General features: G+C 44.7%; 24 protein-coding genes. 11 read left to right on the forward strand and 13 right to left on the reverse strand.

Annotation, left to right across the window (positions count from 1 at the left end; translation table 11 throughout):
- Positions 1-346: 346 nt before the first annotated feature.
- The 4 genes from rapA to FFR00_RS15335 all read left to right on the forward strand — a co-directional run bounded on the left by rapA (position 347) and on the right by FFR00_RS15335 (position 5,853).
- Positions 347-3,265 (forward strand): RNA polymerase-associated protein RapA, encoded by a 2,919-nt coding sequence (gene rapA, locus FFR00_RS15320; RefSeq protein ID WP_137674296.1) that lies wholly within the window; start codon positions 347-349, stop codon positions 3,263-3,265.
- Positions 3,266-3,338: 73 nt separating this feature from the next.
- Positions 3,339-3,989, forward strand: a complete 651-nt coding sequence (locus FFR00_RS15325; protein WP_137674297.1) for a pseudouridine synthase — start codon at positions 3,339-3,341, stop codon at positions 3,987-3,989.
- Positions 3,990-4,051: 62 nt separating this feature from the next.
- A complete protein-coding gene (locus FFR00_RS15330; RefSeq protein WP_137674298.1) occupies positions 4,052-4,828 on the forward strand; it encodes a DUF3530 family protein in 777 nt (258 codons plus the stop codon).
- A 68-nt stretch (positions 4,829-4,896) separates the two neighbouring features.
- On the forward strand, positions 4,897-5,853 hold the full coding sequence (locus FFR00_RS15335) for a D-2-hydroxyacid dehydrogenase (protein ID WP_137674299.1): 957 nt from the start codon (positions 4,897-4,899) through the stop codon (positions 5,851-5,853).
- Here FFR00_RS15335 and djlA read toward each other — a convergent pair.
- Genes djlA through FFR00_RS15350 form a run of 3 tightly spaced genes read right to left on the reverse strand, consistent with a single transcriptional unit; the run spans position 5,850 to position 8,325 of the window.
- Positions 5,850-6,653, reverse strand: coding sequence for a co-chaperone DjlA (gene djlA / locus FFR00_RS15340; protein WP_137674300.1), 804 nt, complete (start codon positions 6,651-6,653; stop codon positions 5,850-5,852). The genes FFR00_RS15335 and djlA overlap by 4 nt on opposite strands.
- A 2-nt stretch (positions 6,654-6,655) precedes the next feature.
- Entirely contained in the window at positions 6,656-7,348 is a 693-nt protein-coding gene (gene murU, locus FFR00_RS15345) for an N-acetylmuramate alpha-1-phosphate uridylyltransferase MurU (RefSeq protein WP_137674301.1), read from the reverse strand.
- Positions 7,345-8,325: an aminoglycoside phosphotransferase family protein gene (locus FFR00_RS15350; RefSeq protein WP_137674302.1), complete on the reverse strand. Its 981-nt coding sequence runs from the start codon at positions 8,323-8,325 to the stop codon at positions 7,345-7,347. Before FFR00_RS15350 ends, murU begins: the two co-directional genes overlap by 4 nt.
- Before the next feature lie 162 nt (positions 8,326-8,487).
- Here FFR00_RS15350 and lptD point away from each other — a divergent pair, with 162 nt between their 5' ends.
- The 6 genes from lptD to FFR00_RS15380 all read left to right on the forward strand — a co-directional run bounded on the left by lptD (position 8,488) and on the right by FFR00_RS15380 (position 15,140).
- Positions 8,488-10,764: an LPS assembly protein LptD gene (gene lptD / locus FFR00_RS15355; protein WP_161985186.1), complete on the forward strand. Its 2,277-nt coding sequence runs from the start codon at positions 8,488-8,490 to the stop codon at positions 10,762-10,764.
- 61 nt (positions 10,765-10,825) lie between these two features.
- Entirely contained in the window at positions 10,826-12,103 is a 1,278-nt protein-coding gene (surA, locus tag FFR00_RS15360; protein ID WP_137674304.1) for a peptidylprolyl isomerase SurA, read from the forward strand.
- On the forward strand, positions 12,100-13,098 hold the full coding sequence (gene pdxA / locus FFR00_RS15365; protein ID WP_137674305.1) for a 4-hydroxythreonine-4-phosphate dehydrogenase PdxA: 999 nt from the start codon (positions 12,100-12,102) through the stop codon (positions 13,096-13,098). The genes surA and pdxA overlap by 4 nt, the downstream gene beginning before the upstream one ends.
- Complete coding sequence (gene rsmA / locus FFR00_RS15370) at positions 13,091-13,921, forward strand: 16S rRNA (adenine(1518)-N(6)/adenine(1519)-N(6))-dimethyltransferase RsmA (protein ID WP_137674306.1); 831 nt, start codon at positions 13,091-13,093, stop codon at positions 13,919-13,921. The genes pdxA and rsmA overlap by 8 nt, the downstream gene beginning before the upstream one ends.
- Positions 13,911-14,297: a Co2+/Mg2+ efflux protein ApaG gene (gene apaG / locus FFR00_RS15375; RefSeq protein WP_137674307.1), complete on the forward strand. Its 387-nt coding sequence runs from the start codon at positions 13,911-13,913 to the stop codon at positions 14,295-14,297. Before rsmA ends, apaG begins: the two co-directional genes overlap by 11 nt.
- Before the next feature lie 12 nt (positions 14,298-14,309).
- Complete coding sequence (locus FFR00_RS15380) at positions 14,310-15,140, forward strand: symmetrical bis(5'-nucleosyl)-tetraphosphatase (protein ID WP_137674308.1); 831 nt, start codon at positions 14,310-14,312, stop codon at positions 15,138-15,140.
- 1 nt (position 15,141) lies between these two features.
- Here FFR00_RS15380 and folA read toward each other — a convergent pair whose 3' ends face one another.
- The 6 genes from folA to rplU all read right to left on the reverse strand — a co-directional run bounded on the left by folA (position 15,142) and on the right by rplU (position 18,865).
- A complete protein-coding gene (folA, locus tag FFR00_RS15385) occupies positions 15,142-15,627 on the reverse strand; it encodes a type 3 dihydrofolate reductase (RefSeq protein WP_137674309.1) in 486 nt (161 codons plus the stop codon).
- Between the two features lie 26 nt (positions 15,628-15,653).
- Complete coding sequence (locus tag FFR00_RS15390; protein ID WP_137674310.1) at positions 15,654-16,121, reverse strand: threonine/serine exporter family protein; 468 nt, start codon at positions 16,119-16,121, stop codon at positions 15,654-15,656.
- 1 nt (position 16,122) lies between these two features.
- Positions 16,123-16,944: a threonine/serine exporter ThrE family protein gene (locus FFR00_RS15395; RefSeq protein WP_137674311.1), complete on the reverse strand. Its 822-nt coding sequence runs from the start codon at positions 16,942-16,944 to the stop codon at positions 16,123-16,125.
- A gap of 38 nt (positions 16,945-16,982) precedes the next feature.
- Positions 16,983-18,155 carry an Obg family GTPase CgtA gene (gene cgtA / locus FFR00_RS15400; protein ID WP_137674312.1) on the reverse strand — a complete coding sequence of 391 codons (1,173 nt, stop codon included), beginning with the start codon at positions 18,153-18,155 and terminating at the stop codon, positions 16,983-16,985.
- 123 nt (positions 18,156-18,278) lie between these two features.
- Positions 18,279-18,536, reverse strand: coding sequence for a 50S ribosomal protein L27 (gene rpmA, locus FFR00_RS15405; protein ID WP_137674313.1), 258 nt, complete (start codon positions 18,534-18,536; stop codon positions 18,279-18,281).
- Between the two features lie 17 nt (positions 18,537-18,553).
- A complete protein-coding gene (gene rplU, locus FFR00_RS15410) occupies positions 18,554-18,865 on the reverse strand; it encodes a 50S ribosomal protein L21 (RefSeq protein WP_137674314.1) in 312 nt (103 codons plus the stop codon).
- 243 nt (positions 18,866-19,108) lie between these two features.
- Here rplU and ispB point away from each other — a divergent pair, with 243 nt between their 5' ends.
- Positions 19,109-20,080, forward strand: a complete 972-nt coding sequence (gene ispB, locus FFR00_RS15415; RefSeq protein WP_137674315.1) for an octaprenyl diphosphate synthase — start codon at positions 19,109-19,111, stop codon at positions 20,078-20,080.
- Between the two features lie 62 nt (positions 20,081-20,142).
- On the opposite strand, the gene FFR00_RS15420 is transcribed toward ispB, so the two are convergent.
- The 4 genes from FFR00_RS15420 to hflK form a co-directional block, all read right to left on the reverse strand.
- Positions 20,143-21,438, reverse strand: a complete 1,296-nt coding sequence (locus FFR00_RS15420; protein WP_137674316.1) for an adenylosuccinate synthase — start codon at positions 21,436-21,438, stop codon at positions 20,143-20,145.
- Between the two features lie 87 nt (positions 21,439-21,525).
- Positions 21,526-21,714: a DUF2065 family protein gene (locus FFR00_RS21985; RefSeq protein WP_137674317.1), complete on the reverse strand. Its 189-nt coding sequence runs from the start codon at positions 21,712-21,714 to the stop codon at positions 21,526-21,528.
- A gap of 33 nt (positions 21,715-21,747) precedes the next feature.
- The gene (gene hflC, locus FFR00_RS15430) at positions 21,748-22,623 is read right to left on the reverse strand and encodes a protease modulator HflC (RefSeq protein ID WP_137674318.1); all 876 of its coding nucleotides are present in this window, start codon (positions 22,621-22,623) and stop codon (positions 21,748-21,750) included.
- 3 nt (positions 22,624-22,626) lie between these two features.
- Positions 22,627-23,817: an FtsH protease activity modulator HflK gene (hflK, locus tag FFR00_RS15435; RefSeq protein ID WP_137674319.1), complete on the reverse strand. Its 1,191-nt coding sequence runs from the start codon at positions 23,815-23,817 to the stop codon at positions 22,627-22,629.
- Positions 23,818-23,826 lie beyond the last annotated feature (9 nt).

The raw sequence follows: 23,826 nt of genomic DNA on the forward strand, positions 1-23,826 counted from the left end.
TAATAAAGCCTCAGGCCTTACCAACCCTGACATCGTTTCTACATCGCTTTGCAGCGCCGCTTGCCGTGTCAGTGGAGTCGCATTATAGGGATCCGCGCTGGCGGCGCAAGCGTTTTTTGAAGAAAATCACAGAAATCGAGTTAAGTGTTCAGATAGCAAACAGATTGTGCTTTTTTTAGCTTGATTCGCATGTTCTCAGCTCAATAACTATAGTTTAGTTTTGGCGTTTCGCTATGGTACATGAGTAGCTTCCTCTATATAGAAGCAATAATCTTGTAATTCTTGGTTTACTTCACTGATGTATTGGATACCATAGCCGCCCTTTTTCCTTTGGAGTCTCTTGCTGATGTCATTTTCTATCGGCCAACGCTGGATCAGTGATTCAGAATCTGAGTTAGGTTTAGGAACCGTAGTTGCTATGGAAGGCAGAATGGTGACCTTACTGTTCCCAGCCAGTGGTGAGAACCGCTTTTATGCTATGGCCGAAGCACCGGTTACCCGTGTGGTATTTAATGTAGGCGATGATATTACCAGTACCGAAGAATGGTCGATGACTATTACCGAGGTAGAACAAGCAGACGAGCTGATTATTTACCATGGCGTACGCCATGACACTGAAGAAACAGTTCAGCTTCGCGAGATGTTTTTGAGTCACTTCCTTAAGTTTAATAAACCACAGGATCGTTTGTTTGCAGGCCAAGTAGACCGCTTCGATAGTTTTGTGGTCCGTTACCAAACCTTAATTAAGCGTTTTGAACAACAGCAATCAGACCTTAAAGGCTTAATGGGCGGTAAAGTCAGTTTAATTCCTCACCAACTCTATATAGCCAGTGAAGTTGGACGCCGTATATCTCCTCGCGTATTACTGTCTGATGAAGTGGGATTGGGTAAAACCATTGAAGCTGGCCTCATTATCCACCAGCAACTGATTGCAGGTTTGGCTAAGCGAGTGCTCATTGTGGTTCCTGACGCGTTACAGTTTCAATGGTTAATTGAAATGCTGCGCCGTTTTAACATGCACTTTAGTTTGTTTGACGAAGACCGCTGCATTGAAGCGTATGCAGAAGCAGATAACCCCTTTGAAACTGAACAGCTGGTTTTATGTAGCTTAAACTTTCTACGAGGTAGCAAGAAACGCTTCGAGCAAGTAGTTGAAGCTGATTGGGATTTGATGATTGTAGACGAAGCTCATCATCTACAATGGGACGAAGAAGCACCAAGCCGCGAATACCAAATTATTGAAGCCTTAGCTAAGAAAGTAGCGGGGGTATTGTTACTAACGGCAACGCCTGACCAACTTGGTCATCAGAGCCACTTTGCACGCTTGCGTTTGCTGGATCCCGACCGTTTTTACGATTACCAAGCCTTTATGGATGAAGAGCAGCAGTATCAACCGGTAGCAGATGCCGCGCAATCACTATTAAATAGCGCGCCGTTAACTCCTGAGCAAGCGAATAAGCTAACCGAACTACTCACAGAAAACGACATCCAGCCGCTACTCAGCATTATTAATGATGCTGCATCTAGTTATGAGCAACAGCAACAAGCCCGCGACGAATTGTTGCAGCATTTATTAGATCGCCACGGTACTGGCCGCGTTCTATTCAGAAACACTCGCAGCGCGATGGAAGGTTTCCCGCTACGCCAATTGGCGAGCTACCCTTTAGGTTTACCTAGTCAGTATCAAACAGCTTTAAAAGTGCATCAAATGATGCAAGGCAGTAAACCTAGCTCGGCTAACCAGCTGATGTACCCAGAAGAGCTTTATCAGCAATTTGAAGGTGAAGCTGAAGGAGAAGCGAGTTGGAGCAAATTTGATCCACGAATTGAATGGTTAATAGGCTTCTTACTGGCGCACAAACAAAAGAAAGTACTTCTGATTTGTGCCAAAGCAGCCACAGCGCTGGCTATTGAAGATGCAGTGCGAACTCGTGAGGGAATCCGCGGTACGGTATTTCACGAAGACATGTCTTTACTTGAGCGCGATAAAGCCGCCGCTTACTTTGCTCAAGATGAAGCTGGCGCACAGCTCATGGTATGTTCTGAAATTGGCTCGGAAGGTCGTAACTTTCAGTTTGCCCACCATATTGTGTTATTCGACTTACCCACTAATCCCGACTTACTTGAACAACGGATTGGTCGCTTAGATCGCATTGGTCAGCAGAATGATATTCAGATCCATGTACCTTATTTACAAGGCACACCTCAGCAAACCTTATTACGCTGGTACCACGAAGGTTTAAACGCTTTCGAACAAACTTGCCCTGCCGGGTCGATTATTTACTCTGAGTTCGGTGAAAGCTTAATGGGTTTGTTGGCACAAAATGAGCCAGACGAAGCTGAATTGAATCAGCTAATTAGTGAAACCGCAAAACGCTATCATGCAGTAAAACAAAAACTGGATGCTGGCCGTGATCGATTATTAGAAATTCATTCTAGTGGCGGTAATAAAGCGGCTGAGTTGATTGAAAAAATTCAAGCGGCAGAACAAGATCCTCATTTTGTTACCTTTAGCTTACGTCTCTTTGACACGATTGGGATCAACCAAGATGATAAAGGCGAAAATGCTCTAGTGCTTCACGCTAGCGAACAAATGATAGTTCCTACACTTAATGGCTTACCGGAAGACGGTTGTACCATTACTTACGACAGAGATACCGCGTTAAGCCGAGATGAAATTCAGCTGATGTCTTGGGAGCACCCTTTATTACAAAGTTGTATCGATACCATTTTGGGCGCCGATTTAGGTACCACCTCGGTAGCGCTACTTAAAAACCGCGCGCTACCCGTAGGTAGTTTATTTGTAGAAGGGATCTTTGTAATAGAAACCAGTGCCCCCGCTGAATACCAAATTGAACGCTACCTACCCGCAACGCCGGTACGCATTCTGCTTGATAAAAACGGTGGAAACTTATCTAACAATGTGAGCTTTGAGCAATTTAACCAGCAGCTTTCGGCGGTAAATCGCCATTTAGCGGCCAAATTGATTAGCGCCTCTCAAGCACAAATTCATCCTTTGTTAGCGCAAGCCAATGAACTTGCTCAACAGCAACTTTCTGAAGTGGTTGATAACGCAAGCCAAAGCATGCAACAAAGCTTAAATGCAGAGCTGGAACGCTTAGAGGCATTAAGTGCGGTTAATCCAAGCATTCGCCAAGATGAGTTGAATACCTTACGCGAACTGCGTGATAACGCAGGCAATTACCTGCAAAAAGCCCAAGTAAAACTGGACGCTTTGCGAGTGATTCTGGTGTCACACAACTAGTTAGTCGATTTTCTATTTTATTTTCTCCAAGGCCTTAGCTTACACTAAGGCCTTATTTTTTAGAGCTGTAGCTATGCCTGATTTTGTTTATCGTCCGCCAATGTCTCCCTATTTTAGTGTTGTATACAAAGACGACGCAGTGATTGTATTTAATAAGGCGAGTGGTTTGTTATCGGTACCCGGTCGCCTTGAGAAAGACAGTTTATGGCATCGCGCACAGCGGGTGTGGCCAGATGCAAAAGTGGTACATCGCTTAGACATGGCAACCTCAGGCTTAATTGTTATGGCACTGGGGAAACCCGCGCAAAGCCACTTAAGCCGGCAGTTTCAACAGCGACGAACCACTAAAACCTATTACGCAGAAATATTTGGTCACCCAGAACACAGTAATGGCGAAGTTAACTTACCCTTACGCTGTGACTGGCCAAATCGTCCCAAACAAATTGTCGATTATGAGCAGGGCAAAGAGGCGCTCACTCATTGGCAAGTCATTGAGCAGCGAGAGCAAAGTAGTTTGGTCGAGCTTAAGCCGATTACCGGCCGGACCCATCAGTTAAGAGTTCATATGCAGCAAATTAATTGCCCCATTATTGGTGATGCCTTTTATGCTAATCAGCAAGCTAAAAATTTGAGTGAGCGCTTACATTTACATGCCGCCAAGCTTGGCTTTTTCCACCCTGATACAGAGCAATTTATGGAATTTGAATGCGCGCCACCGTTTTAGTTAAAGCTTACGCCTAGTGTGTCCGATACATAAGTATTAACTTGGCCAAGGAATCGTTTATCGTGCAAATTGTTAAGCTTTGCGTGCTCACCAGCTTATTGGCGATAAATGGAGTATGGGCTCAAGTTCAATCTCAAGATTTTTCACACTGGCAGGTCAATGGCGAGCTTAAGACGCTTGACGTAGAGCAACAACAATTTGTTAGCCTATGGCTAGAAGAAGAAACACCTCAAAAACGCGGCACAGTAATTCTGCTACCCGATTGGGGTGTATCACCTAGCGCACCCAATAGTGTTGATTCACTCCGCCAAGCGCTACCAAAACTCGGCTGGGAAACGGGTGCTGTTCTACCTCCTGCTCCTATGCAAGGTTTAATGCAGCAAATAGAAGCTGAGGACACCGAACAACAGCAGCAATACAAAAAAAACCTACAAGCGGTAATAGAGGCAGCCAAGCAAAATCAACAAGAACAATTTGGTTTTCAGGTGATTGTTGCCCAGGGGGTAATGGGCGCATGGTTGGTCGAGTTATTGTCTCAGCAGCAACTGACTCCGCCAGATGGTTTAGTGCTAATCAGTGCCTACTACCCAAACCAACAACTCAACAAAAAGCTGGCAGAACAAACTGCCAAGCTGCCTATCCCAGTATTAGATATTTACGCAGAGCAGTATAACCAATGGCAACAACATGCACGGGAACTAAGGCTAACCGCCAGTAATAAAAATCAAAAACTAAACTACCGACAAACACACCTGCCTGCCACCGCCGACAACGAGCCGAATAGTGCGAAGTTAAACAAAACCGTTTACGGATGGTTTAGCTCTTTAGGCTGGTACTAGCCGCAAGTAGTCGCAGCCAGCGCTTATTGGTAAGCTTAAGCACAAAGAACCTACGTTGATGCTTAAACATGAAAATTGTATTTTTAGACCGTCTTACTCTTTCCAACAACATTAAACTTAGCCGTCCACAATTCTCCCATCAATGGCATGAATACCCACGCAGCACCTCGCAACAAGTATTAGAGCGGGCCAATGATGCCGACATCATTATCGTGAATAAAGTGCAATTAAACAGGCAGTTGTTAGAGCAATTACCCCAGCTCAAAATGATTACAGTAGCCGCCACCGGCACCAACAACGTAGACCTACACGCCGCTAAAGAACTAAACATTGTGGTTTCAAATGTGAGAGATTACGCATCGCAAAGCATTGCCGAACACAGCCTAGCGTTAATGTTTAATCTAAGACGCAACCTATTGGCTTATCATCAGGCAATTCAACAAGGGCGCTGGCAGCAATCTCAACAGTTCTGCTTTTTTGACTATCCGATAGATAACTTAGCGGGTCAAACGCTACTGGTAATAGGCGCTGGAAACCTTGGCCAAGCCACTGCAGAGTTAGCCAGTAATATTGGCATGAAGGTGATCTTTGCAGAGCACAAAAACAAACAGCCTAGGCCGGGAAGAGTGGACTTTAACCAGGCACTTTCTTGTGCCGATGTGATCAGTATTCACTGCCCCTTAACTCCGCAAACTCAAGATTTGATCGATGAACCAGAGTTTTTGTTAATGAAGAAGAATGCATTGTTAATTAATACCGCACGCGGCGGCATAGTAAATGAGCAGGCCTTATTGCTGGCCCTTCAAAATAAACAAATAGCAGGTGCTGCTAGCGATGTATCGGAATCAGAGCCCCCTAAGGCCGATAGCCCTTTGTTACAAGCAATGCACTTAAACAATTTTATAATGAGCCCTCATATAGGCTGGGCCAGTCAACAAAACATGCAAATGTTGGCCGACCAACTCATTGGCAATATAGATGCCTTTGCCGCTGGCCAAGCCCGTCATCAAGTATTCCCTGATTAAGCCGCTTTTCGTTGCTGCTTAACCAGTTCGTAAGCTTGCTGAATATCTTGAGTTCGCTGCTTAGCAAGCTCCATCATCTCGGGCGGTAAACCTTTGGCTACCAGTTTATCGGGGTGATGCTGAGTCATCAATTTACGATAGGCTCGCTTAAGTTGTTGGTCACTATCCTCAGCACTTACACCCAATATTTGATAAGCCTCTTCTAGCTGTTTAGCAGAGCTTTGTGTGCTATGACGTTGACCGCCGCCATGACGATGAAATTTAAGCTCGGCTTCCCAGCGCGATATCATTGCTTGCAACTCTTGCTCTGAGAAACCCAACGCTAGCGCAACTCGTTCCAACAAAGCATGTTCACTGTCGTCAATCACGCCATCGGCAAATACGCCCTGTAATTGAATTTCCATAAACATTTGCAATAAATCTCGGCGGCCGTTTACTGCGGCAACAAAACGAGACACTTGCTCTTCTAGCGGGAAATCAGAATCTTTCCCTTGGCGAAATGCTTCTTGCGCCTGGCGACGAGCTTCACCTTGCAAGCGCATTTGATCCATTAAAAAGTTAGCTACCTGAATTTCTTGCTGAGTAACTACACCTTTGGATTTGGCAATATGCCCAAGTACTGCAAAAGTGGAAAATAGAAACTCTTGCTGAGCGGCCTGGCTATTAGCAGCAGAAAAAACAAAGTTTCCGCCCACTGCTTTATCAAAACGATGACCAAGCCATAAGCCGAGTATGGCCCCAAAAACATTGCCAAATAGGAAGCCAAAAAATACCCCTAATACCTTTCCCCAAACGCGCATAGTTAATCTCTGTTATTGGTTAAATGTTTATCTAGTTCTTTCAGTCGCTGCGGAGTACCCACATCAACCCAGTGTCCGTGTTGTAAGTGACCACTTACACGCTGCTTTTTCATGGCTTTGCGTAACATAGGAGCGAGCGCTTGCTTACCCTCTGCTGCATCTTCAAAAAAACACTGTTGATAGATAGCCACACCACTAAAGGTGAACTCTGGTGTATCTAGCACTTTGCCATTGTTAAGGCTGAAATCTCCAGTCAAATTATGCGCTGGGTTCGCTACCAAATACAAATAAGCATCAGCATCAACATCAACATCAAGTGCAGTATTTTGGCAAAGCGTGCGATAATCCCAATCGTTCCATACATCACCGTTGATCACCAAAAATTGTTTACTGACGATTAAGGGGAGTGCATTAACAATTCCGCCGGCGGTTTCTAATGCAGCGACTTCGTGGCTATACAAAATCTCTATTCCCCAGCGCTGACCATCTCCTACACTTGCTTCTATTTGCTCTCCCAAATAGGCGGTGTTGATAACAATTTTGCTTATCCCTGCCCTAACCAATTTATCAATGTGCCATTCAATTAAGGATTTGCCTGCTACTTTTAGCAATGGCTTTGGGCAGTTATCAGTAAGTGGTCGCATTCGCTCGCCCCGCCCCGCCGCCAAAATCATCGCGGTTTTAATCTGACTCATTGTTTAAACCCTTCAGATATGGGCTTTAGCCACTGATTAAACTTAGCTAACTCAGGATAGCGAGCACTTACTTGCATAACGTAATTAAGGGTTTGTGGAATAGCCGCTCGGTAAGCTGTTTTACCGTCACGGTGATCTAAGCGACAGAAAATACCAATCGCTTTGAGGTGTCTTTGTAAACCGGTTAAATCAAACCATCGTTGCCATTGTTCTGCACTAACATCTTGCTTAAAATTAGCTTTAATTGTCTGGTAGAGCGCTAGATTTAAGCCATCAACTAATGGCTCTGGCCATGCAATGTAACAATCCCTTAGCAGTGAAACCACATCGTAGCTAACAGGCCCCCACACCATATCTTGAAAATCTATCATCACCATTTGTTGCTTATGCAGCATCAGGTTACGACTATGGAAATCACGATGCATCGGCACATAGGGCTGCTCTAAAATCGCTCGGCTGACGGAATCACATAACTCATCCCAAGCAGCGCTGTCTTGCCAACCTTCAGCTAAGCACAACTCTTTTCCGGCAAACCACTCAGCAAATATATCTAACTCTCGCTGGATAAACGCCCGGTCAAATGTGTCTAATTCCGCCAAATCAGAGCGTTTAACTGTTTGTAAGTGAACGATTAAATCAAGTGCTTGTCTATAAAGTTGCTGAGCAGAGTCTTGATTAAGCTGATCTTCTAACATGCTAGAGCCAAGATCCTCGATACAGAGAAAGCCGTCATCGAAGTTTGCCGCTAGCACCTTAGGTGCGGCAATACCTTGATCGCATAGCGCTTTAGCCAGCGCAACAAACTGTTGATTTTTTTCTGTGCTGGGCGGTGCATCTACAGCAATCGCTGTTTCACCCGTTTTTAAGGTGAAGCGAAAATAACGTCGAAAGCTGGCGTCACCACTTATCATCGTTAACTGAGGAGGTACAATGTGTAAGGTTTTTGACAGCCATTGCTGTAAAGCAGATTCGCGCACTAAATTACCTATAATTTCTTATACTAATAGCAGCCTTTAAATAGCCGCTCACCAATAAATCCAGTATTATAAGCGGCTAACTTTAACCACAGAATTCATTAAGCACAACGTTGAAGTCTCGCGCTTGGAATTTGTTTATATCAGGGAATGGTTCATATTTATATGTTCGTAACTAAACGGTGCCTGCAAACTTCGCTAGGATTAGCGGCGTTGCTTTCTAGCCTCAGTGCTCACGCAGAAACACCGTTGTCCATGCCACAATGCCGAGCTCATATTCCAGAGCGCATCAAATCCGGTCCCGTAGACCCTCTCGCACCATACACTATTGCGGCTGATGAACTGCATGCAAAGCAGGGCGATAAAGCCAGTTTTACCGGCAATGTTGAGTTTGCTCAAGGGCCTCGTGTACTGAAAGCCGAAAATACTGTGCTTGATGAACAAGCGCAAACCCTTAAAGCTACCGGCGACATTGAATTTCAAGATAATCTAGTGAGTGTAAAAAGCGATACCTTTGACGCAAGTTTGAAGGATCACAAAGCCACACTTAACTCAGCTGAATATCAGCTCTTCGAGCAACAAGGCCGGGGCGAAGCGCATAACCTTACCATCAATGGCGAACAAAACCTTTCACTAGAGGATGCCAGCTACACTGCTTGTCCACCCGATGACAAGAGCTGGGAAATCCGCGCAGAAAAAATTGATATCGATTCAAAAGAACAATGGGCCACCACTAAAAATGCCACCGTAAGGCTATTTGATGTGCCGGTTATGTATTTGCCTTATTTCTCTTATCCCATTGGCGACCAACGGCATAGTGGTTTTTTGTTTCCAACCATCTCTACCTCAACTAAAAATGGTATAGATATCGCCACGCCCTATTACTGGAATATTGCCCCCAACTTAGATGCAACCATTACTCCGCGTTTAATGACACGCCGAGGTTTGCAATTACAAACTGAGTTTAGATATTTGAAAGGGCAAAACAACGGCACCATCAATGCAGAATACTTGGCCAATGACGACGTTATTAATGAAGACCGCTATCTATTTCATTGGGACCATCAAGGCCAATATAAACGCCACTGGCGCTTTAATACCGATTACACTCAAATCAGTGACGATAACTATTTCAATGACTTAGGCGATAAACTCGGCAAAGTGAATGAAAACCAACTATTGCAAACTGGTGATGTGGGTTACCACACCAAAAACTGGTACACCCAATTGTTAGTTCAAGACTTTCAAGTACTAGGCAACACCGAACAACCACACACCTTATTGCCACAACTTACATTCGCGGGCGATTGGGATCTCGACTGGCAAACCCTACAATTTGGTTTTGATACCGAAATCAGTAATTTCACTCATAGTGATAACACTGTTTACACCGCTCAACGTGTTCATTTAGAACCGAGCTTAAGTTTACCTTATGCGGTACCTGCAGGTTTTTTCCAAGCAGACCTCGCTTTAATGCATACCTACTACAACCAAGATAAAGGCAATAGTTCTGAGTACGATTACTTGGCTACGAATGTAAACCGTACCTTGCCTAAGGTGAGTGTTCAGGGTGGCTTAAACTTTGATAGAAAAACTCGCTGGTATGGCGACAACTATACCCAAACACTCGAGCCAGTGATTAAATATTTATATATCCCATATACCAATCAAGATGATATAGGCATATACGATACTGATAACCTGCAACAAGATTATTACGGCCTGTTTCGCGATCAACGCTACAGCGGCTTAGATCGCATTGCTGATGCTAACCAAATTACTTTAGGTGTACATTCACGATTTTTGTCGCCAAGTAACCAAGAAACCTTACGCTTAAGTCTGGGGCAAATTATTTATATCGAGCCCAGCCGCACCACATTGATACCAGGAAGCGAGCCTACTAATAATTCAAGTTCGGCACTCGCGTTCGAAGCCGATGCTAACATTCAACAAGATTGGTACGGGCATACTGGAATACAAATCGATACCTTAGAAGGCCGCATTAACAAAGCCAACGCGGCAGTAGAGTGGCGCCCAGAAATCCAAAAACTGATACAGCTTAATTACCGTTATTCACAAGCCAGTGAAACCATGGTGAGCGATGTAAACCAAATTGGTAGCAAAGTAGCTTGGCCCGTTACCGATAGCATTTCTGCTGTAGGTAGCTATTACCGCGATATGATCTTAGATAGAAGCATCGAAAGCTATCTTGGCGTTCAATACAACTCTTGTTGTTGGGGGATTCGCTTAACTTACCAACGTGGCCTACAAAGCACCTATGTGGATGACTCTTCAGGTGTTGACCGAGTGGGCGAATTTGATACCTCACTACGTCTCGATTTCGAAATTAAAGGGCTTGGCGGTAGTGATACCAGCAGCCGTGAACAAATGTTAGAGGGCGGCAACTTTAAATACGGACAGCCCTTTTACCTCAACAATTAAAACCTTTAGTACAAATATGTTAAAGTAGCCGGCGCTTTGCACGCCGTAATATAGGAACGAAATGAAAAAGTTAATTTTGCTTAGTGTAAGTATGTTAATGCTTAACACTGGGCTGGTTCAGGCTCAAGAACAGTTACTCGACAAAGTCGTAGTGATTGTAAATAACGATGTCATTACAGAAAGTCAGATTGACGAGCTAACCAACAAAGTATTGCGTAATGCTACAGATTCTGGCCAAGAACTTCCTCCAGAGGAAGAGCTACAAGAACAGGTAATGGATCGACTCATCCTTGAAAGCTTACAGCTTCAGCTTGCCGACAGACTTGGCATTAAAATTAGTGATAGCCAATTAGAAAACACCATCGATAACATCATCGCTGGAGAGAAGAAAACTCGTGAGCAATTCTTAGACGATTTAGAAAAACAGAATGTTAGCTATAACCAGTTTCGCGAAGACATTCGAACAGAGATTGTTTTAGGCGAAGTTGGTCGCAGTCAAGTACAGCGCCGAGTGAATGTTTCTGAACAAGAGATTGACGCCTTAATGAAGCTTATAGAAGAGCAAGATAAAGGCACTGTTCGCTATCATGTGGGGCACATTTTGTTGCGCCTTGGTAGCGATGAAACCAATACTCAACAACTTGCAGAAAGCCTAGTGCAACAGTTAAAAGACGGCGAAAACTTTAATCAGTTGGCAATGACTCACTCGCAAGGTCCAAAAGCCTTAGAGGGCGGAGACTGGGGCTGGATGACCATAGAAGAAATGCCGACCTTGTTTGCAGGTGTAGTAAGAAACCAACATCAAGGTTCAGTACTAGGGCCAATTCGTACTGACTCAGGTTTACATATTTTGATGGTACTAGATGCCGAAGGTTTACAAAAAGTGGAAACGCTGGAAGTAAACGCTCGCCACATTCTAATCAAGCCATCAATTATTCTTAGTGACAACAAAGCGCAAAGCTTGCTCGCTGAATTTCGCCAACAATTAATTCTCGGCGAAGTGACCTTTGAAGAGCTGGCTCGTCAATATTCTGAGGACCCAGGTTCAGCGGTACGCGGTGGCGAGCTTGGTTGGTCGGATCCAAGTGTATTCGTACCGGCATTTAGAGATACAGCTAGCCGATTAGAAGTGGGTGAACTCAGCCAGCCATTCCGCTCAACCTTTGGTTGGCACTTGTTAGAGGTTCTCGATAAACGCACCACTGACACCACCAATAAAGCCAGTCAAAACCGCGCTTATCAAATGATCTTCAATCGTAAATTCAACGAAGAAACTCAAGCTTGGCAAGAAGAACTTCGCGAAGAAGCTTATGTAGAAATTTTGGACGGTGAGGCATGAGCCAGCCAGTAGCAAGAATTGCTATAACGCCAGGCGAGCCCGCTGGCATTGGCCCAGATTTAGTACTTGCGATTAGCCAGCGCGATTGGCCAATGGAGCTAGTGGTAGTTGCAGATCCACGTTTACTTAAAGAGCGTGCGGCTAAACTAGGCCTTAATATCACCCTACTTCCTTATCAACCAGAGCAAGCCGCTAAACCACAAGCGGCTGGCACCTTAACCGTTGCTCCAATAGCGATGAGCACGCCAGCAATAGCTGGTAAGCTAGATGAAGCGAACGGTCACTATGTGTTAAATACGCTTAAATTTGCCAGTGATGGCAATATGAATGGGCAGTTTGCCGCAGTGGTCACTGGCCCAGTACACAAAGGCATTATCAATAAAGCCGGCGTGTCGTTTAGTGGCCATACCGAATTCTTCGCTCAGCAATCAGGTACCGCCGATGTCGTGATGATGTTAGCCACCGAAGGGTTACGCGTAGCATTAGCAACCACGCACTTGCCGCTAGCCTATGTAGCTAAAGCAATTACCCATGAACGCTTACATAACATTATTACTATTTTGCACCACGATTTAAAAACCAAGTTTGCGATTAAGCAACCAAAGATTTTTGTTTGTGGGCTGAACCCTCATGCAGGGGAAGATGGGCATCTGGGTCGAGAAGAGCTAGACATTATTATCCCCTTGCTCGAGCAGATGCGCAAAGAACATAATATGAATTTAATTGGCCCTTTACCGGCTGATACCTTATTTCAAGACAAATACTTGGCCGAAGCAGACGCTGTATTGGCGATGTATCACGACCAGGGTTTACCGGTGCTAAAATATAAAGGTTTTGGTAAGTCGGTAAACATTACCCTTGGACTGCCCTTTATTAGAACCTCAGTTGACCACGGAACAGCTTTAGAGCTTGCGGGAACTGGTGAAGCCGATCATGGAAGTATGATTACCGCCATTGAACAAGCCATTGACATGGTGGAGCGAGAGCATGAATAAACAAGTTCACCAGGGACACCGTGCCCGTAAACGTTTTGGTCAAAATTTCTTAAACAACGATTCGGTCATTAGCCAAATTGTGGCCACTATTTACCCACAACCAGGTGAAAACTTGGTAGAGATTGGCCCAGGTCTAGGCGCATTGACAGATCCAGTAGCGAGTACTGCTGGTCACCTGCAAGTTGTAGAGCTAGATAGAGATTTAGCTCAGCGTTTGCGTGAGCATCCAACCTTGGCCGACAAACTCACTATCCATGAAATTGACGCGCTTAAATTTGATTTCATGCAATTGTGTAAACCCGAGCAAAAAATGCGGGTTTTTGGAAACTTGCCTTATAACATTTCTACGCCACTTATTTTCCATTTATTGAGCTTTACCAGTGCCATTTCTGACATGCATTTTATGCTGCAGAAAGAAGTGGTTAAGCGCATGGCCGCAGAGCCAAATTGCAAAGCCTATGGCCGATTAAGTGTAATGACTCAAGTCCAATGTAAGGTGCTACCAGCCTTAGAAGTACCGCCAGAAGCCTTTATGCCTCCGCCTAAAGTTGACTCTGCAGTGGTCCGTTTAGAGCCTTACGAAAGTACCTTGCACCCGCTCAATTCTTTAAGCACCTTAGATAGAGTGTGTAAAGAAGCCTTTAATCAGCGTCGTAAAACTATTCGCAATGCTTTGGGTAATTTACTTACCGTAGAGCACTTAGAAATATTGGGACTTAAGCCAACCCTTCGACCAGAAAATTTAACTATTCAACAGTTTTGTGATATTGCTAATTACATAGATAAAGAACAATTATTGCAGGCTTCAAATAGTGACCAGTAATACTCAAGACTATGATTTAGATATTGAAGTGGAATCGGGTTTTTTACCTGAACACTCAGTACCAGAAAAGCAGCAATTTGCCTTTTTCTACACCATCACCATTCGTAATTGTAGCGCTCACGCGCTGCAATTATTGCGTCGTCATTGGGTGATCACTGACGGTGATGGCAAAGTGAACGAAGTGAAAGGTGATGGCGTAGTTGGCAAACAACCGCACCTAAAACCTGAAAAGCCCTTCTCTTATACCAGTAGTGCAGTATTAGCCACCGAAGTGGGCGTAATGCAAGGCAGTTACACCTTGGTAGATGAGGCAGGTAATGAATTTGAGGCCGAAATTCCTCCTTTTCGATTATCCTTACCCAATAAACTGCACTAGCCGAGGCAAGCCATGGCCACCTATTTTGTTGGGGACATTCAAGGCTGTTTAGATGAACTAAAAGCACTGTTAAATCAGTGTAAGTTCTCCAAGAAAAAAGACCAGCTTTGGCTAGCCGGAGACTTAGTTGCACGAGGCCCTAAATCTTTAGAAACTCTGCGTTTTGTAAAAGAGTTAGGCGACGCAGCGCAAATTGTTCTCGGTAATCATGATCTTCATCTATTGGCCGTAGCAAACGGTATCCATCGCGCGAAACGCCGCGACAAACTGCAAGATTTATTAGATGCACCAGATAAAGATGAGTTACTTGACTGGTTACGCCAGCAACCACTGATTGTTAAACATCCTGAGCACGATGTGGTAATGGTGCATGCGGGTATTTACCCTAAGTGGAAAGTAAGTAAGGCACTGAAACTCGGTAAAGAAGTCCACAAAGAATTGGCTGGAGAGAACTACTTATCACTACTGAAAAGTATGTACAGCAATGAGCCAGCACATTGGAGTGACGAGCTAGTCGGTTACGACCGCTTACGCTATATCATCAATGTTTTCACTCGTATGCGATATTGCTTTCCTGATGCTAGTTTAGACTTTGAATGCAAAGTACCACCTAATAAAAACAATAACCCTAACTTAAAACCGTGGTTCGAATTGCCCGGAAAACACCTTAAACAGACCCATATCGTCTTTGGGCACTGGGCTGCGCTAATGGGTAAAAGTAAGCAAGAATTAGTCTCAGGTTTAGATACAGGCTGTGTATGGGGCAACCATTTATCAATGCTGCGCTGGGAAGACCAGCGCATGTATACTCAAGATTGCTTAACTGGGAATGCCGCCGGCTAAATTAGGCTCTCGCTAAGGTAACAAACTCATAGTCATGAGGATTTTTCTCATCAGCGAGGTGTTTCTCAGAGGAAATGTCAGTCCATTGGTGCTGTTGGTAATCAGGAAAATGAGCATCTCCCTCTACATCTTTATCAATAAAGGTAAGGTAAAGCACATCGGCAAACGCTAAACACTGTTGGTATATGTTAGCCCCACCGATCACCATCACTTCAACTTCTTCTTTAACCGAGTCTAAGGCGGCTTCTACGCTACTAACTACCGTAACACCTTCAATGTTTAAATCTGGATTGCGGCTAATCACAATGTTCAAACGGCCAGGTAAAGGGCGCCCAATTGAGTCGTAGGTTAACCGACCCATTATCACCGGTTTTCCCATCGTTACCGCTTTAAAATGTTTCAAATCGGCGGGTAAGTGCCAAGGCATTTGGTTATCTTTACCAATCACACGCTGTTTTGCCATTGCGGCGATCATTGCTACTTTCACTGCTCTACCTTTTTCTAAAACATCTGTTAAACAATTGGCCTTCCTCGGTATATCACTACCGAAGGTATAGCCAAACCAAAACTCAAGGCCATAAGTATAAACATCGTTCTTAGGCCATTTTCGATAATTGTTGCGAGCAAGGGTTCACTAAAACCATTACTGTATAAGCTAATAATGCCCACCATGGTAGTGAAGGCGTAACTTCCTGGGATCATCGGGATAATGGCCGCCACGGTAAACACCGGCCTAGGAATTAAATAGCGCCTAGACCAATACACTCCTAATAAACCTACACTGGTGGAAGCAACGAGGGTCGCCCATTCCAGAGGAACGCCCCAATAGATGCATAGGGTTCGCAAACTGTGCGCAAAAGCGCCGCCAATGGCGCAAAAACCTAACATGCGTGTTGGTACATTAAACACCATGGCAAACCCCACAGCAGGAACCGCAGAGAATAAGGCATCTTCAAGAAGAAGTTTGATTAAGTCACCCATTCTATAACCACCCACTCACACCGGTAGCCCACATCGACAACGCAATGCCCATCGCTACACCCAAGGTGAGTAATGAAGCAAAAAACCAACGTGAAATCCCCATACTAATGTGCCCTTTTACCATGTCAGACACTGCATTAATGAGTGGAAAACCAGGCACCAGAAGTAACACAGAAGCAGCCATTACCGTTTGCGGTTGATTACCAATATCATAACGTACAGCCAAGCCTGCGATGGTGGTGGCTACAAATGCGGTCATGCCAAAATTCAGAATGGGGTTATGGTGTCGGTGTGCCATTTCTTGGCGAAATGTCATGGCCACTGCAGAGGCAATAAAGGTCATGCCAAATACTGACCAATCCCCTCCGAACAAGTGACTAAAGCACGCACACGACAAGCCAATCATAAACACCACTAACCAGCGGTTATGTTTATAAGGCTGCAAGCGCTCGAGGCGCTTTACCACATCGGCCTCATCCAGTAACTGCTTCTCGGCCATAATGGTAATACGCTGCACTTCACACACCATATGCATGTTAATACCACGATCGTAAACCCTGCGCGTAGTAGTAATACAGCGCCCTTGGCACAAACCCGTCAGTATTAAAGCGTTTGCAGTAATGGCCAGCTCTACGCTGTCTAAACCCAGCGCTTTGCCTAAACGCACCGTTGTTTCTTCAATGAGTTTACTTTCTGCGCCATGCTGCTGCATGATGCGACCAGCCTGCACCGCTACACGGCAGATACTAGTTTGCTGTTCTAAAGAGAGTTTACGAACCGGAGCCTGAACAGGCTCCGGAGAATGTCTAAACGAGCGTAACATTTAACGATCCAAGTAATACTACCACTGTAAGTAGCCTACTATGGTTGGTAAATAATCTCTACACCATGATCGTCATCATCATCGTCCCAATCATCATCTTCGTCATCCCAGTCCTCTTGATTGGCCTGATCGATTTGCTGCTGATGATAGTCATCCCATTGGAATTTCACTTCTTCTCGTTCTGCGATTTCTTCTTCAACCACAGGCAGCGTTTCAATGAACTGTCCAATGGCCTTACAAATATCTTTAGTGCCACTATTTTCAAGCGCAGAAATAGAGAAAACTTCACCTTGCCAATCTAGTGCTTCAATCACCTGCTGGCGGATTTCTTCTGCTTCATCTTCAAGCACCAAGTCCACTTTGTTAAATACCAACCAACGAGGCTTTTCAAACAGTTTTTCACTGTATTGCTCTAGTTCATTGATGATAGTCACTGCGTTTTCTGCAGGGTCACTGCCGTCTGCAGGTAATACATCCACAAGGTGCAATAACACTCGGCAACGCTCCAAGTGTTTTAAGAAACGAACACCTAGTCCAGCTCCGTCAGCAGCGCCTTCAATCAAACCAGGGATATCAGCAATAACAAACCCGCGGTTCTCAGATTGACGAACAACACCAAGGTTTGGAATTAAGGTGGTAAAAGGGTAATCAGCTACTTTAGGCTTAGCCGCAGAAACACTGCGAATAAAAGTCGACTTACCCGCATTAGGTAAGCCTAACATACCTACGTCTGCAAGTAGCAAAAGCTCTAACTGAAGCTGTCTTACTTCACCTGGCGTGCCGTTAGACTTACGACGAGGAGCTCGGTTAGTACTGCTCTTAAAACGGGTATTACCTAAGCCGTGAAAACCACCTTTTGCTACGAGTAAACGCTGCTTATGCTGGGTTAAATCACCCAACAACTCGCCAGTGTCTCGGTCGCGTGCTCGAGTACCAACGGGAACCGGTAACTCTAAGTCTTCACCGCGTCTTCCGGTACAGTTCGAGCCTTGGCCATTTTCGCCACGTTCCGCTTTATGGAAACGTTCGAAACGGTAGTCAATTAGCGTGTTCAGGTTTTCATCAGCGACCAAATAAACACTGCCGCCATCACCACCGTCGCCACCATCTGGGCCGCCACGAGGGACATATTTTTCACGGCGAAAGCTAATGGTGCCATTACCACCATCACCCGCATCAACTTTAATTACCGCTTCATCTACAAATTTCATTTTCTACTCCAGCATTATCGCTTAACTATAATGCACCACATCTATTAAGTAATAGAAATAGTGGCTTCTTGGAAAAAAAAAGCCCCGCTAGTAGCGGGGCTTTTTAAAGATCTAGTTGGAAGTTTATTCAGCTACGATGCTAACAAACTTACGGCTTTTAGGACCTTTTACTTCAAACTTCACTTTGCCTTCGGCAGTTGCGAAAAGAGTATGGTCTTTACCGATACCAACGTTTGAGCCCGCGTGGAACTTAGTACCACGTTGACGAACAATAATGCTACCCGCTAATACAGACTCGCCACCGAAACGCTTAACACCTAGGCGTTTGCTTTCCGAATCGCGACCGTTACGAGTACTACCACCAGCCTTTTTATGTGCCATGAGTATATTCCTCTAAATTAACCGTTAATGCCTGTAATGCGAACTTCAGTGAACCACTGACGGTGGCCCTGTTGCTTACGTGAATGCTTACGACGACGGAACTTAACGATTTTAACTTTATCGCCACGACCATGAGAAACAACTTCTGCTGTTACTTTGGTACCATCTACATAAGGTGCGCCTACTTGAACATCTTCGCCATTCGCAACTAGTAATACGTTATCAAATTCAACTGTTTCACCAGTCTCAACGTCTAGTTTCTCAAGGCGAAGTGTTTGACCTTCGGCCACACGGTGCTGTTTACCACCACTTTGGATAACCGCGTACATTTTCTTCAAACTCCGCTGTACACCTAGTATTTCAAGGTGTCTATAATTCTTAACAATGACGGCGGATTCTACGGAAAAAGATCCCTTCTAGCAAGGGGAAAATTGAAAAAGTTTAAAAATCACGCAAGCCTAAGAATTTTAGCCAGCGAAAGCTGCGTAAACACGGGAATTGAGATACTATTGCAACATTAAATTATCAAAATAAATTGCTGAATCATCGGCATTAACCTCTAATAAGATACTATGCAATTGGATGCGATAAAAAAGCTGTCTGATCAAGACATGTCTGCAGTAAACGAGTTGATCTTTAAAGAGCTCGAGTCAGATGTTGCTCTCATTAACCAAATCTCTTTCTATATCGTAAATAGCGGCGGTAAACGAATCCGTCCTTTATTGACGGTATTGACTGCTAGAGCCTTAGGTTACCAACAACAGCAACACGTAAAGCTAGCCGCTATCATTGAGTTTATCCATACCTCTACCTTGTTACACGACGATGTAGTGGATGAATCCGAGTTGCGCCGCGGCAAAGATACTGCGAATGCACGATTTGGTAATGCGGCCAGCGTGTTGGTTGGCGACTTTCTCTATTCTCGCTCCTTTCAGCTAATGACCCAACTGCAAAACCTCAAAGTAATGGACATTCTGGCTGACGCTACCAATGTCATTGCTGAAGGCGAAGTTTTACAGTTAATCAACTGTAACGACCCCGACACGGACGAGGCACGTTACTTTGAAGTCATCTACTGTAAAACGGCAAAACTGTTTGAAGCAGCCACGCGTTTAGCCGCTGTGATCGGAGAACAGAGCCCTGAGGTAGAACTCGCCATGCAAGACTATGGCAAGTACTTAGGGACAGCCTTCCAAATAATGGATGATGTTCTCGATTACGTGGCAGACCAAGCGGAAATGGGCAAGAACGTGGGTGATGACCTTGCAGAAGGCAAACCCACCCTTCCGCTTATTTATGCAATGGATAAGGCTGAGCCAGCCGATAAAGCAGTGATCGCCGATGCCATCACTCAAGGTGGTTCACGCGATCAGCTAGAGACAATATTGGCCATTTTAGACAAAACCCAAGCCCTAGAGTACTGCAGAGCTCGCGCTGCTGAAGAAGCGCAAAAAGCGATTGATGCCTTGAGCATCATCGAAGATAGCGAGTATAAGCAAGCCTTAATGAGTTTAGCCAATATTGCCGCAGACCGCGCCGCTTAAACTAAAATAGCTAGACACAAAAAAGGCTGCCGATGGCAGCCTTTTTTATTGCTCTCGATTAACTACGCAAATGGATGGCGTAAAATAATCGTTTCAACACGGTCAGGCCCTGTTGAAATAATATCAACCGGCACTTCTAACAGTTCTTCGATACGTGCAATATAGTTTAACGCAGCTTGTGGCAATTGCTCACGAGTGGTTACACCAAAGGTGTTTTCAGACCAGCCAGGCATTGATTCATACACTGGTTCAGCAACTTCGTAGCCTTCAGCAGCCATTGGCGGTACGCGAAGCTCTTTGCCATCAGGCATTCTGTAAGCAGTACAGATTTTAAGCTCTTCTAAACCATCTAGAACATCTAATTTAGTTAGGCATAAACCAGATAAACTATTGATTTGTACAGCACGACGCATAGTTACCGCATCCAACCAACCACAACGGCGCTTACGGCCAGTTGTTGCACCAAACTCATGACCTTTAACACCTAGGTGTTGGCCAATATCATCGTCTAGCTCGGTAGGGAATGGACCTGAACCTACACGCGTTGTATAAGCCTTGGTAATGCCTAATACGTAATCTAAGTGGCAAGGACCAAACCCGCTACCTGTCGCAACACCACCAGCAGTAGTATTAGACGAGGTTACAAACGGATAAGTACCGTGGTCAATATCAAGCAAGGTACCTTGAGCACCTTCAAACATGATTGAATCACCGCGGCGGCGCGCCTGATCAAGCATATCAGTAACATCAGTTACCATAGCTGTAATCACTGGTGCCATTTTAGTCATTTGCTCAAGCACTTCGGCATAACTTACGCTTGGTGCGTCATAGTAATGATTAAGTTGGAAGTTATGGTATTCCATCACTTCTTTTAGCTTGGTAGCAAATTGCTCCATGTCGAACAAATCACCGATGCGTAAACCGCGACGAGCAACTTTATCTTCATAAGCAGGGCCAATACCACGACCAGTAGTACCAATTGCGTTTTTGCCTCGCGCTTTTTCACGCGCCATGTCTAAGGCAACATGGTAAGGCAAAATAAGAGGACAAGCTTCACTGATTACCAGGCGTTCTTTTACCGGAACGCCACGCTCTTCGAGCATAGCCATTTCTTTAAATAGCGCATCAGGAGCCAGTACTACGCCATTACCAATAACACAGGTAACGTTGTCGCGAAGAACACCAGATGGTATTAAGTGGAGGACGGTTTTTTCGCCGTCAATAACTAAGGTGTGACCAGCATTGTGACCGCCTTGATAGCGAACCACATAGCTTGATTTGTCGGTAAGTAAGTCAACGATCTTACCTTTGCCTTCGTCTCCCCATTGGGAGCCAAGGATCACTACGTTCTTTCCCATTGTCTTTTGTCGTCTCAGTTAAAAAGCGATTCTAGCAGAAATCGGACAGTCAAGGGGTGCAAGTTATACCGATTTTCTATGCCAAGGTCAAAGATTAATCACATAGAAGAGTATAATAGAAACACCCACCAAGCTAAGACCAATCTGCCTAATATTGCTCGCTGGCATTGCTGAAATTAATTTTAGTAGGCGTTTCCAGCGCTTAGGAAATAACAAAGGCCCTAAGCCTTCCATTAGGCATACTAGAGCCAGCGCTAATAAAATTGAATCAGTCATAAAAAAGCCCAGTATAAAACTGGGCCCTCAGTGTTATGGTTTCGCAGGTTCTTTCATATAACGGAAGAATTCGCTGTCTGGTTCTAATACCATTACGTCTCCGCCATTATCAAAACTGGTGCGATAAGCCATTAAACTACGCCAGAACTTATAGAACTCAGGGTTCTTAGTAAACGCGTCAGCATAAACTTTAGCAGCGGTAGCATCACCTTCACCACGCATTTCACGTCCACGCTTATCAGCATCAGCCAATAACACGTTTACGCGACGGTCAACATTGGCACGAATGATTTCGGCTTGCTCTTGACCTTGCGAACGGTGCTCTTTAGCAACCGCTAAACGCTCTGCTCGCATACGTTGGTAAATACTACTACTTACCTCGTCTGGTAAGTTTATTTGCTTAATACGTACGTCGGTAACTTCAATACCTATCTCTGAAGAACGCGCCATACGTTTTAAAGCATCTTCCATTACTTGACCACGTTCACCAGAAACGATGTCGCGAATAGTACGCGCACCAATCTCGCTACGCAGACCGTTATTGATTTTACGTTTTAATAGTGATTCAGCTTGAATAACCGAACCACCAGTCGATAGGTAGAATTGAGAAAAGTCTGCAATTCGCCATTTTACGTAAGAATCAATGATTAAGTCTTTTTTCTCAGAGGTTACAAAGCGGTCTGCATTCCCATCAAGGGTTTGAATACGCGCATCCAAAGTACGTACAGAATCAATAAACGGTACTTTAAATTGCAAGCCTGGTGAATAAACCTTGGTATCACCTTCAGCGGTACGTTTTACTTTACCAAACTGAATAACAATCCCGCGCTCACCTTCTTGAACCACAAATATCGAAGAGTAGCCCACTAACAAGGCTAAAATCACGCCAAAAATAGCTAACTGTTTCATGGCTTAGTTTCTCCCCGAAGTAGTGCGTTCACTGCTTCTAATATTAGAAGATGAAGGACGAGAAGGAATTGAACTGGCTGGTTCAGAACTAATCGTTGAAGACTTGCTGCTAGAGCTAGACTTGCGCTGATTAGGCTGTTGACCCTGGTCCATTAACTTATCGATAGGTAAATACAACATGTTGCTGTTGTTTGACGCATCAATCAACACCTTGTTCGACTTACCATAAATTTCTTCCATCGTTTCTAAATACAAACGGTGGCGAGTTACGTCTGGTGCAGACTCATATTCAGGCAGTAACAGTTCAAAACGTGCCACTTCACCCTGCGCTCTTAACACAATCTGCTCTTGGTAACCTTGAGCTTCCTGCTCAATACGCTGAACTCGACCACGAGCTCGTGGTTCAATTTCACGTTGATAAGCTTCAGCTTCACGAATGAAACGTTGCTCATCTTCTTGGGCAGAAATCGCGTCATCAAAGGCATCTTTTACTTCTTCCGGCGGGCGAGCCGGTAGGAAGTTAACGTCAACCACTTCGATACCTAAATTGTAAGGTTCGATGATCTTATTCAGTAACTCTTCGGTTTCGCTTCTCACTACTTCACGACCGGTTGTTAAAATGTCATCCATCGTTGTATGACCAATAACATAACGCAATGCGCTGTCGGTAGCTTGCGCCAAACTGTCATCTGGTGCAGTTACGCTAAATAAGTAGTTATGCGGTTGAATAACCTTATATTGAACATCCATTTCAACGCGAACTACGTTCTCGTCTTCAGTCAACATAAAGCCCGATGCAGGCAATGAACGAATTGCCTCTACATCTACCGGAATAACTTCTTGAACAAAGGTAGCTTTCCAATTAAGACCAGGTCCAACAGGACCCGCTTCCGCATCGTACTTACCAAAAGTAAGCTTAACGCCTTGTTCAGCTTCTTTAATGGTGTAGAAACCACTTGCTACCCAAATAACGGCCAAGATCACTAGCACAACAGCAATACCAAAGCCGCTAACACCGCCGCCACCGCCAACTGATGGTTTCTTGCCGCCGCCAAAGATACCGCCAAACTTACGAGTAAGTTTGGTGATCACTTCATCTAAATCAGGGGGACCCTGATTTCCATTTTTATTGTTATTGCCCCAAGGGTCACGGTCACCGCCGCCACCTTTGTTGCCAGGCTCATTCCAGGCCATCTGTGTCTC

It is taken from the genome of Agarivorans sp. Toyoura001 (assembly GCF_005405585.1).
GTDB lineage: Bacteria > Pseudomonadota > Gammaproteobacteria > Enterobacterales > Celerinatantimonadaceae > Agarivorans.

What these genes read in the sequence shown, in the direction of transcription:
- lptD (WP_161985186.1), top strand. Translation starts at nt 8,488, where the DNA reads ATGTTCGTAACTAAACGGTGCCTGCAAACTTCGCTAGGATTAGCGGCG.
- hflC (WP_137674318.1), bottom strand. Translation starts at nt 22,623, where the DNA reads ATGAAACAGTTAGCTATTTTTGGCGTGATTTTAGCCTTGTTAGTGGGC.
- ispB (WP_137674315.1), top strand. Translation starts at nt 19,109, where the DNA reads ATGCAATTGGATGCGATAAAAAAGCTGTCTGATCAAGACATGTCTGCA.
- hflK (WP_137674319.1), bottom strand. Translation starts at nt 23,817, where the DNA reads ATGGCCTGGAATGAGCCTGGCAACAAAGGTGGCGGCGGTGACCGTGAC.
- FFR00_RS15335 (WP_137674299.1), top strand. Translation starts at nt 4,897, where the DNA reads ATGAAAATTGTATTTTTAGACCGTCTTACTCTTTCCAACAACATTAAA.
- rapA (WP_137674296.1), top strand. Translation starts at nt 347, where the DNA reads ATGTCATTTTCTATCGGCCAACGCTGGATCAGTGATTCAGAATCTGAG.
- cgtA (WP_137674312.1), bottom strand. Translation starts at nt 18,155, where the DNA reads ATGAAATTTGTAGATGAAGCGGTAATTAAAGTTGATGCGGGTGATGGT.
- FFR00_RS15325 (WP_137674297.1), top strand. Translation starts at nt 3,339, where the DNA reads ATGCCTGATTTTGTTTATCGTCCGCCAATGTCTCCCTATTTTAGTGTT.
- pdxA (WP_137674305.1), top strand. Translation starts at nt 12,100, where the DNA reads ATGAGCCAGCCAGTAGCAAGAATTGCTATAACGCCAGGCGAGCCCGCT.
- rplU (WP_137674314.1), bottom strand. Translation starts at nt 18,865, where the DNA reads ATGTACGCGGTTATCCAAAGTGGTGGTAAACAGCACCGTGTGGCCGAA.
- djlA (WP_137674300.1), bottom strand. Translation starts at nt 6,653, where the DNA reads ATGCGCGTTTGGGGAAAGGTATTAGGGGTATTTTTTGGCTTCCTATTT.
- surA (WP_137674304.1), top strand. Translation starts at nt 10,826, where the DNA reads ATGAAAAAGTTAATTTTGCTTAGTGTAAGTATGTTAATGCTTAACACT.
- FFR00_RS15420 (WP_137674316.1), bottom strand. Translation starts at nt 21,438, where the DNA reads ATGGGAAAGAACGTAGTGATCCTTGGCTCCCAATGGGGAGACGAAGGC.
- murU (WP_137674301.1), bottom strand. Translation starts at nt 7,348, where the DNA reads ATGAGTCAGATTAAAACCGCGATGATTTTGGCGGCGGGGCGGGGCGAG.
- FFR00_RS15390 (WP_137674310.1), bottom strand. Translation starts at nt 16,121, where the DNA reads ATGGGTGACTTAATCAAACTTCTTCTTGAAGATGCCTTATTCTCTGCG.
- FFR00_RS21985 (WP_137674317.1), bottom strand. Translation starts at nt 21,714, where the DNA reads ATGACTGATTCAATTTTATTAGCGCTGGCTCTAGTATGCCTAATGGAA.
- FFR00_RS15380 (WP_137674308.1), top strand. Translation starts at nt 14,310, where the DNA reads ATGGCCACCTATTTTGTTGGGGACATTCAAGGCTGTTTAGATGAACTA.
- FFR00_RS15395 (WP_137674311.1), bottom strand. Translation starts at nt 16,944, where the DNA reads ATGTTACGCTCGTTTAGACATTCTCCGGAGCCTGTTCAGGCTCCGGTT.
- rsmA (WP_137674306.1), top strand. Translation starts at nt 13,091, where the DNA reads ATGAATAAACAAGTTCACCAGGGACACCGTGCCCGTAAACGTTTTGGT.
- rpmA (WP_137674313.1), bottom strand. Translation starts at nt 18,536, where the DNA reads ATGGCACATAAAAAGGCTGGTGGTAGTACTCGTAACGGTCGCGATTCG.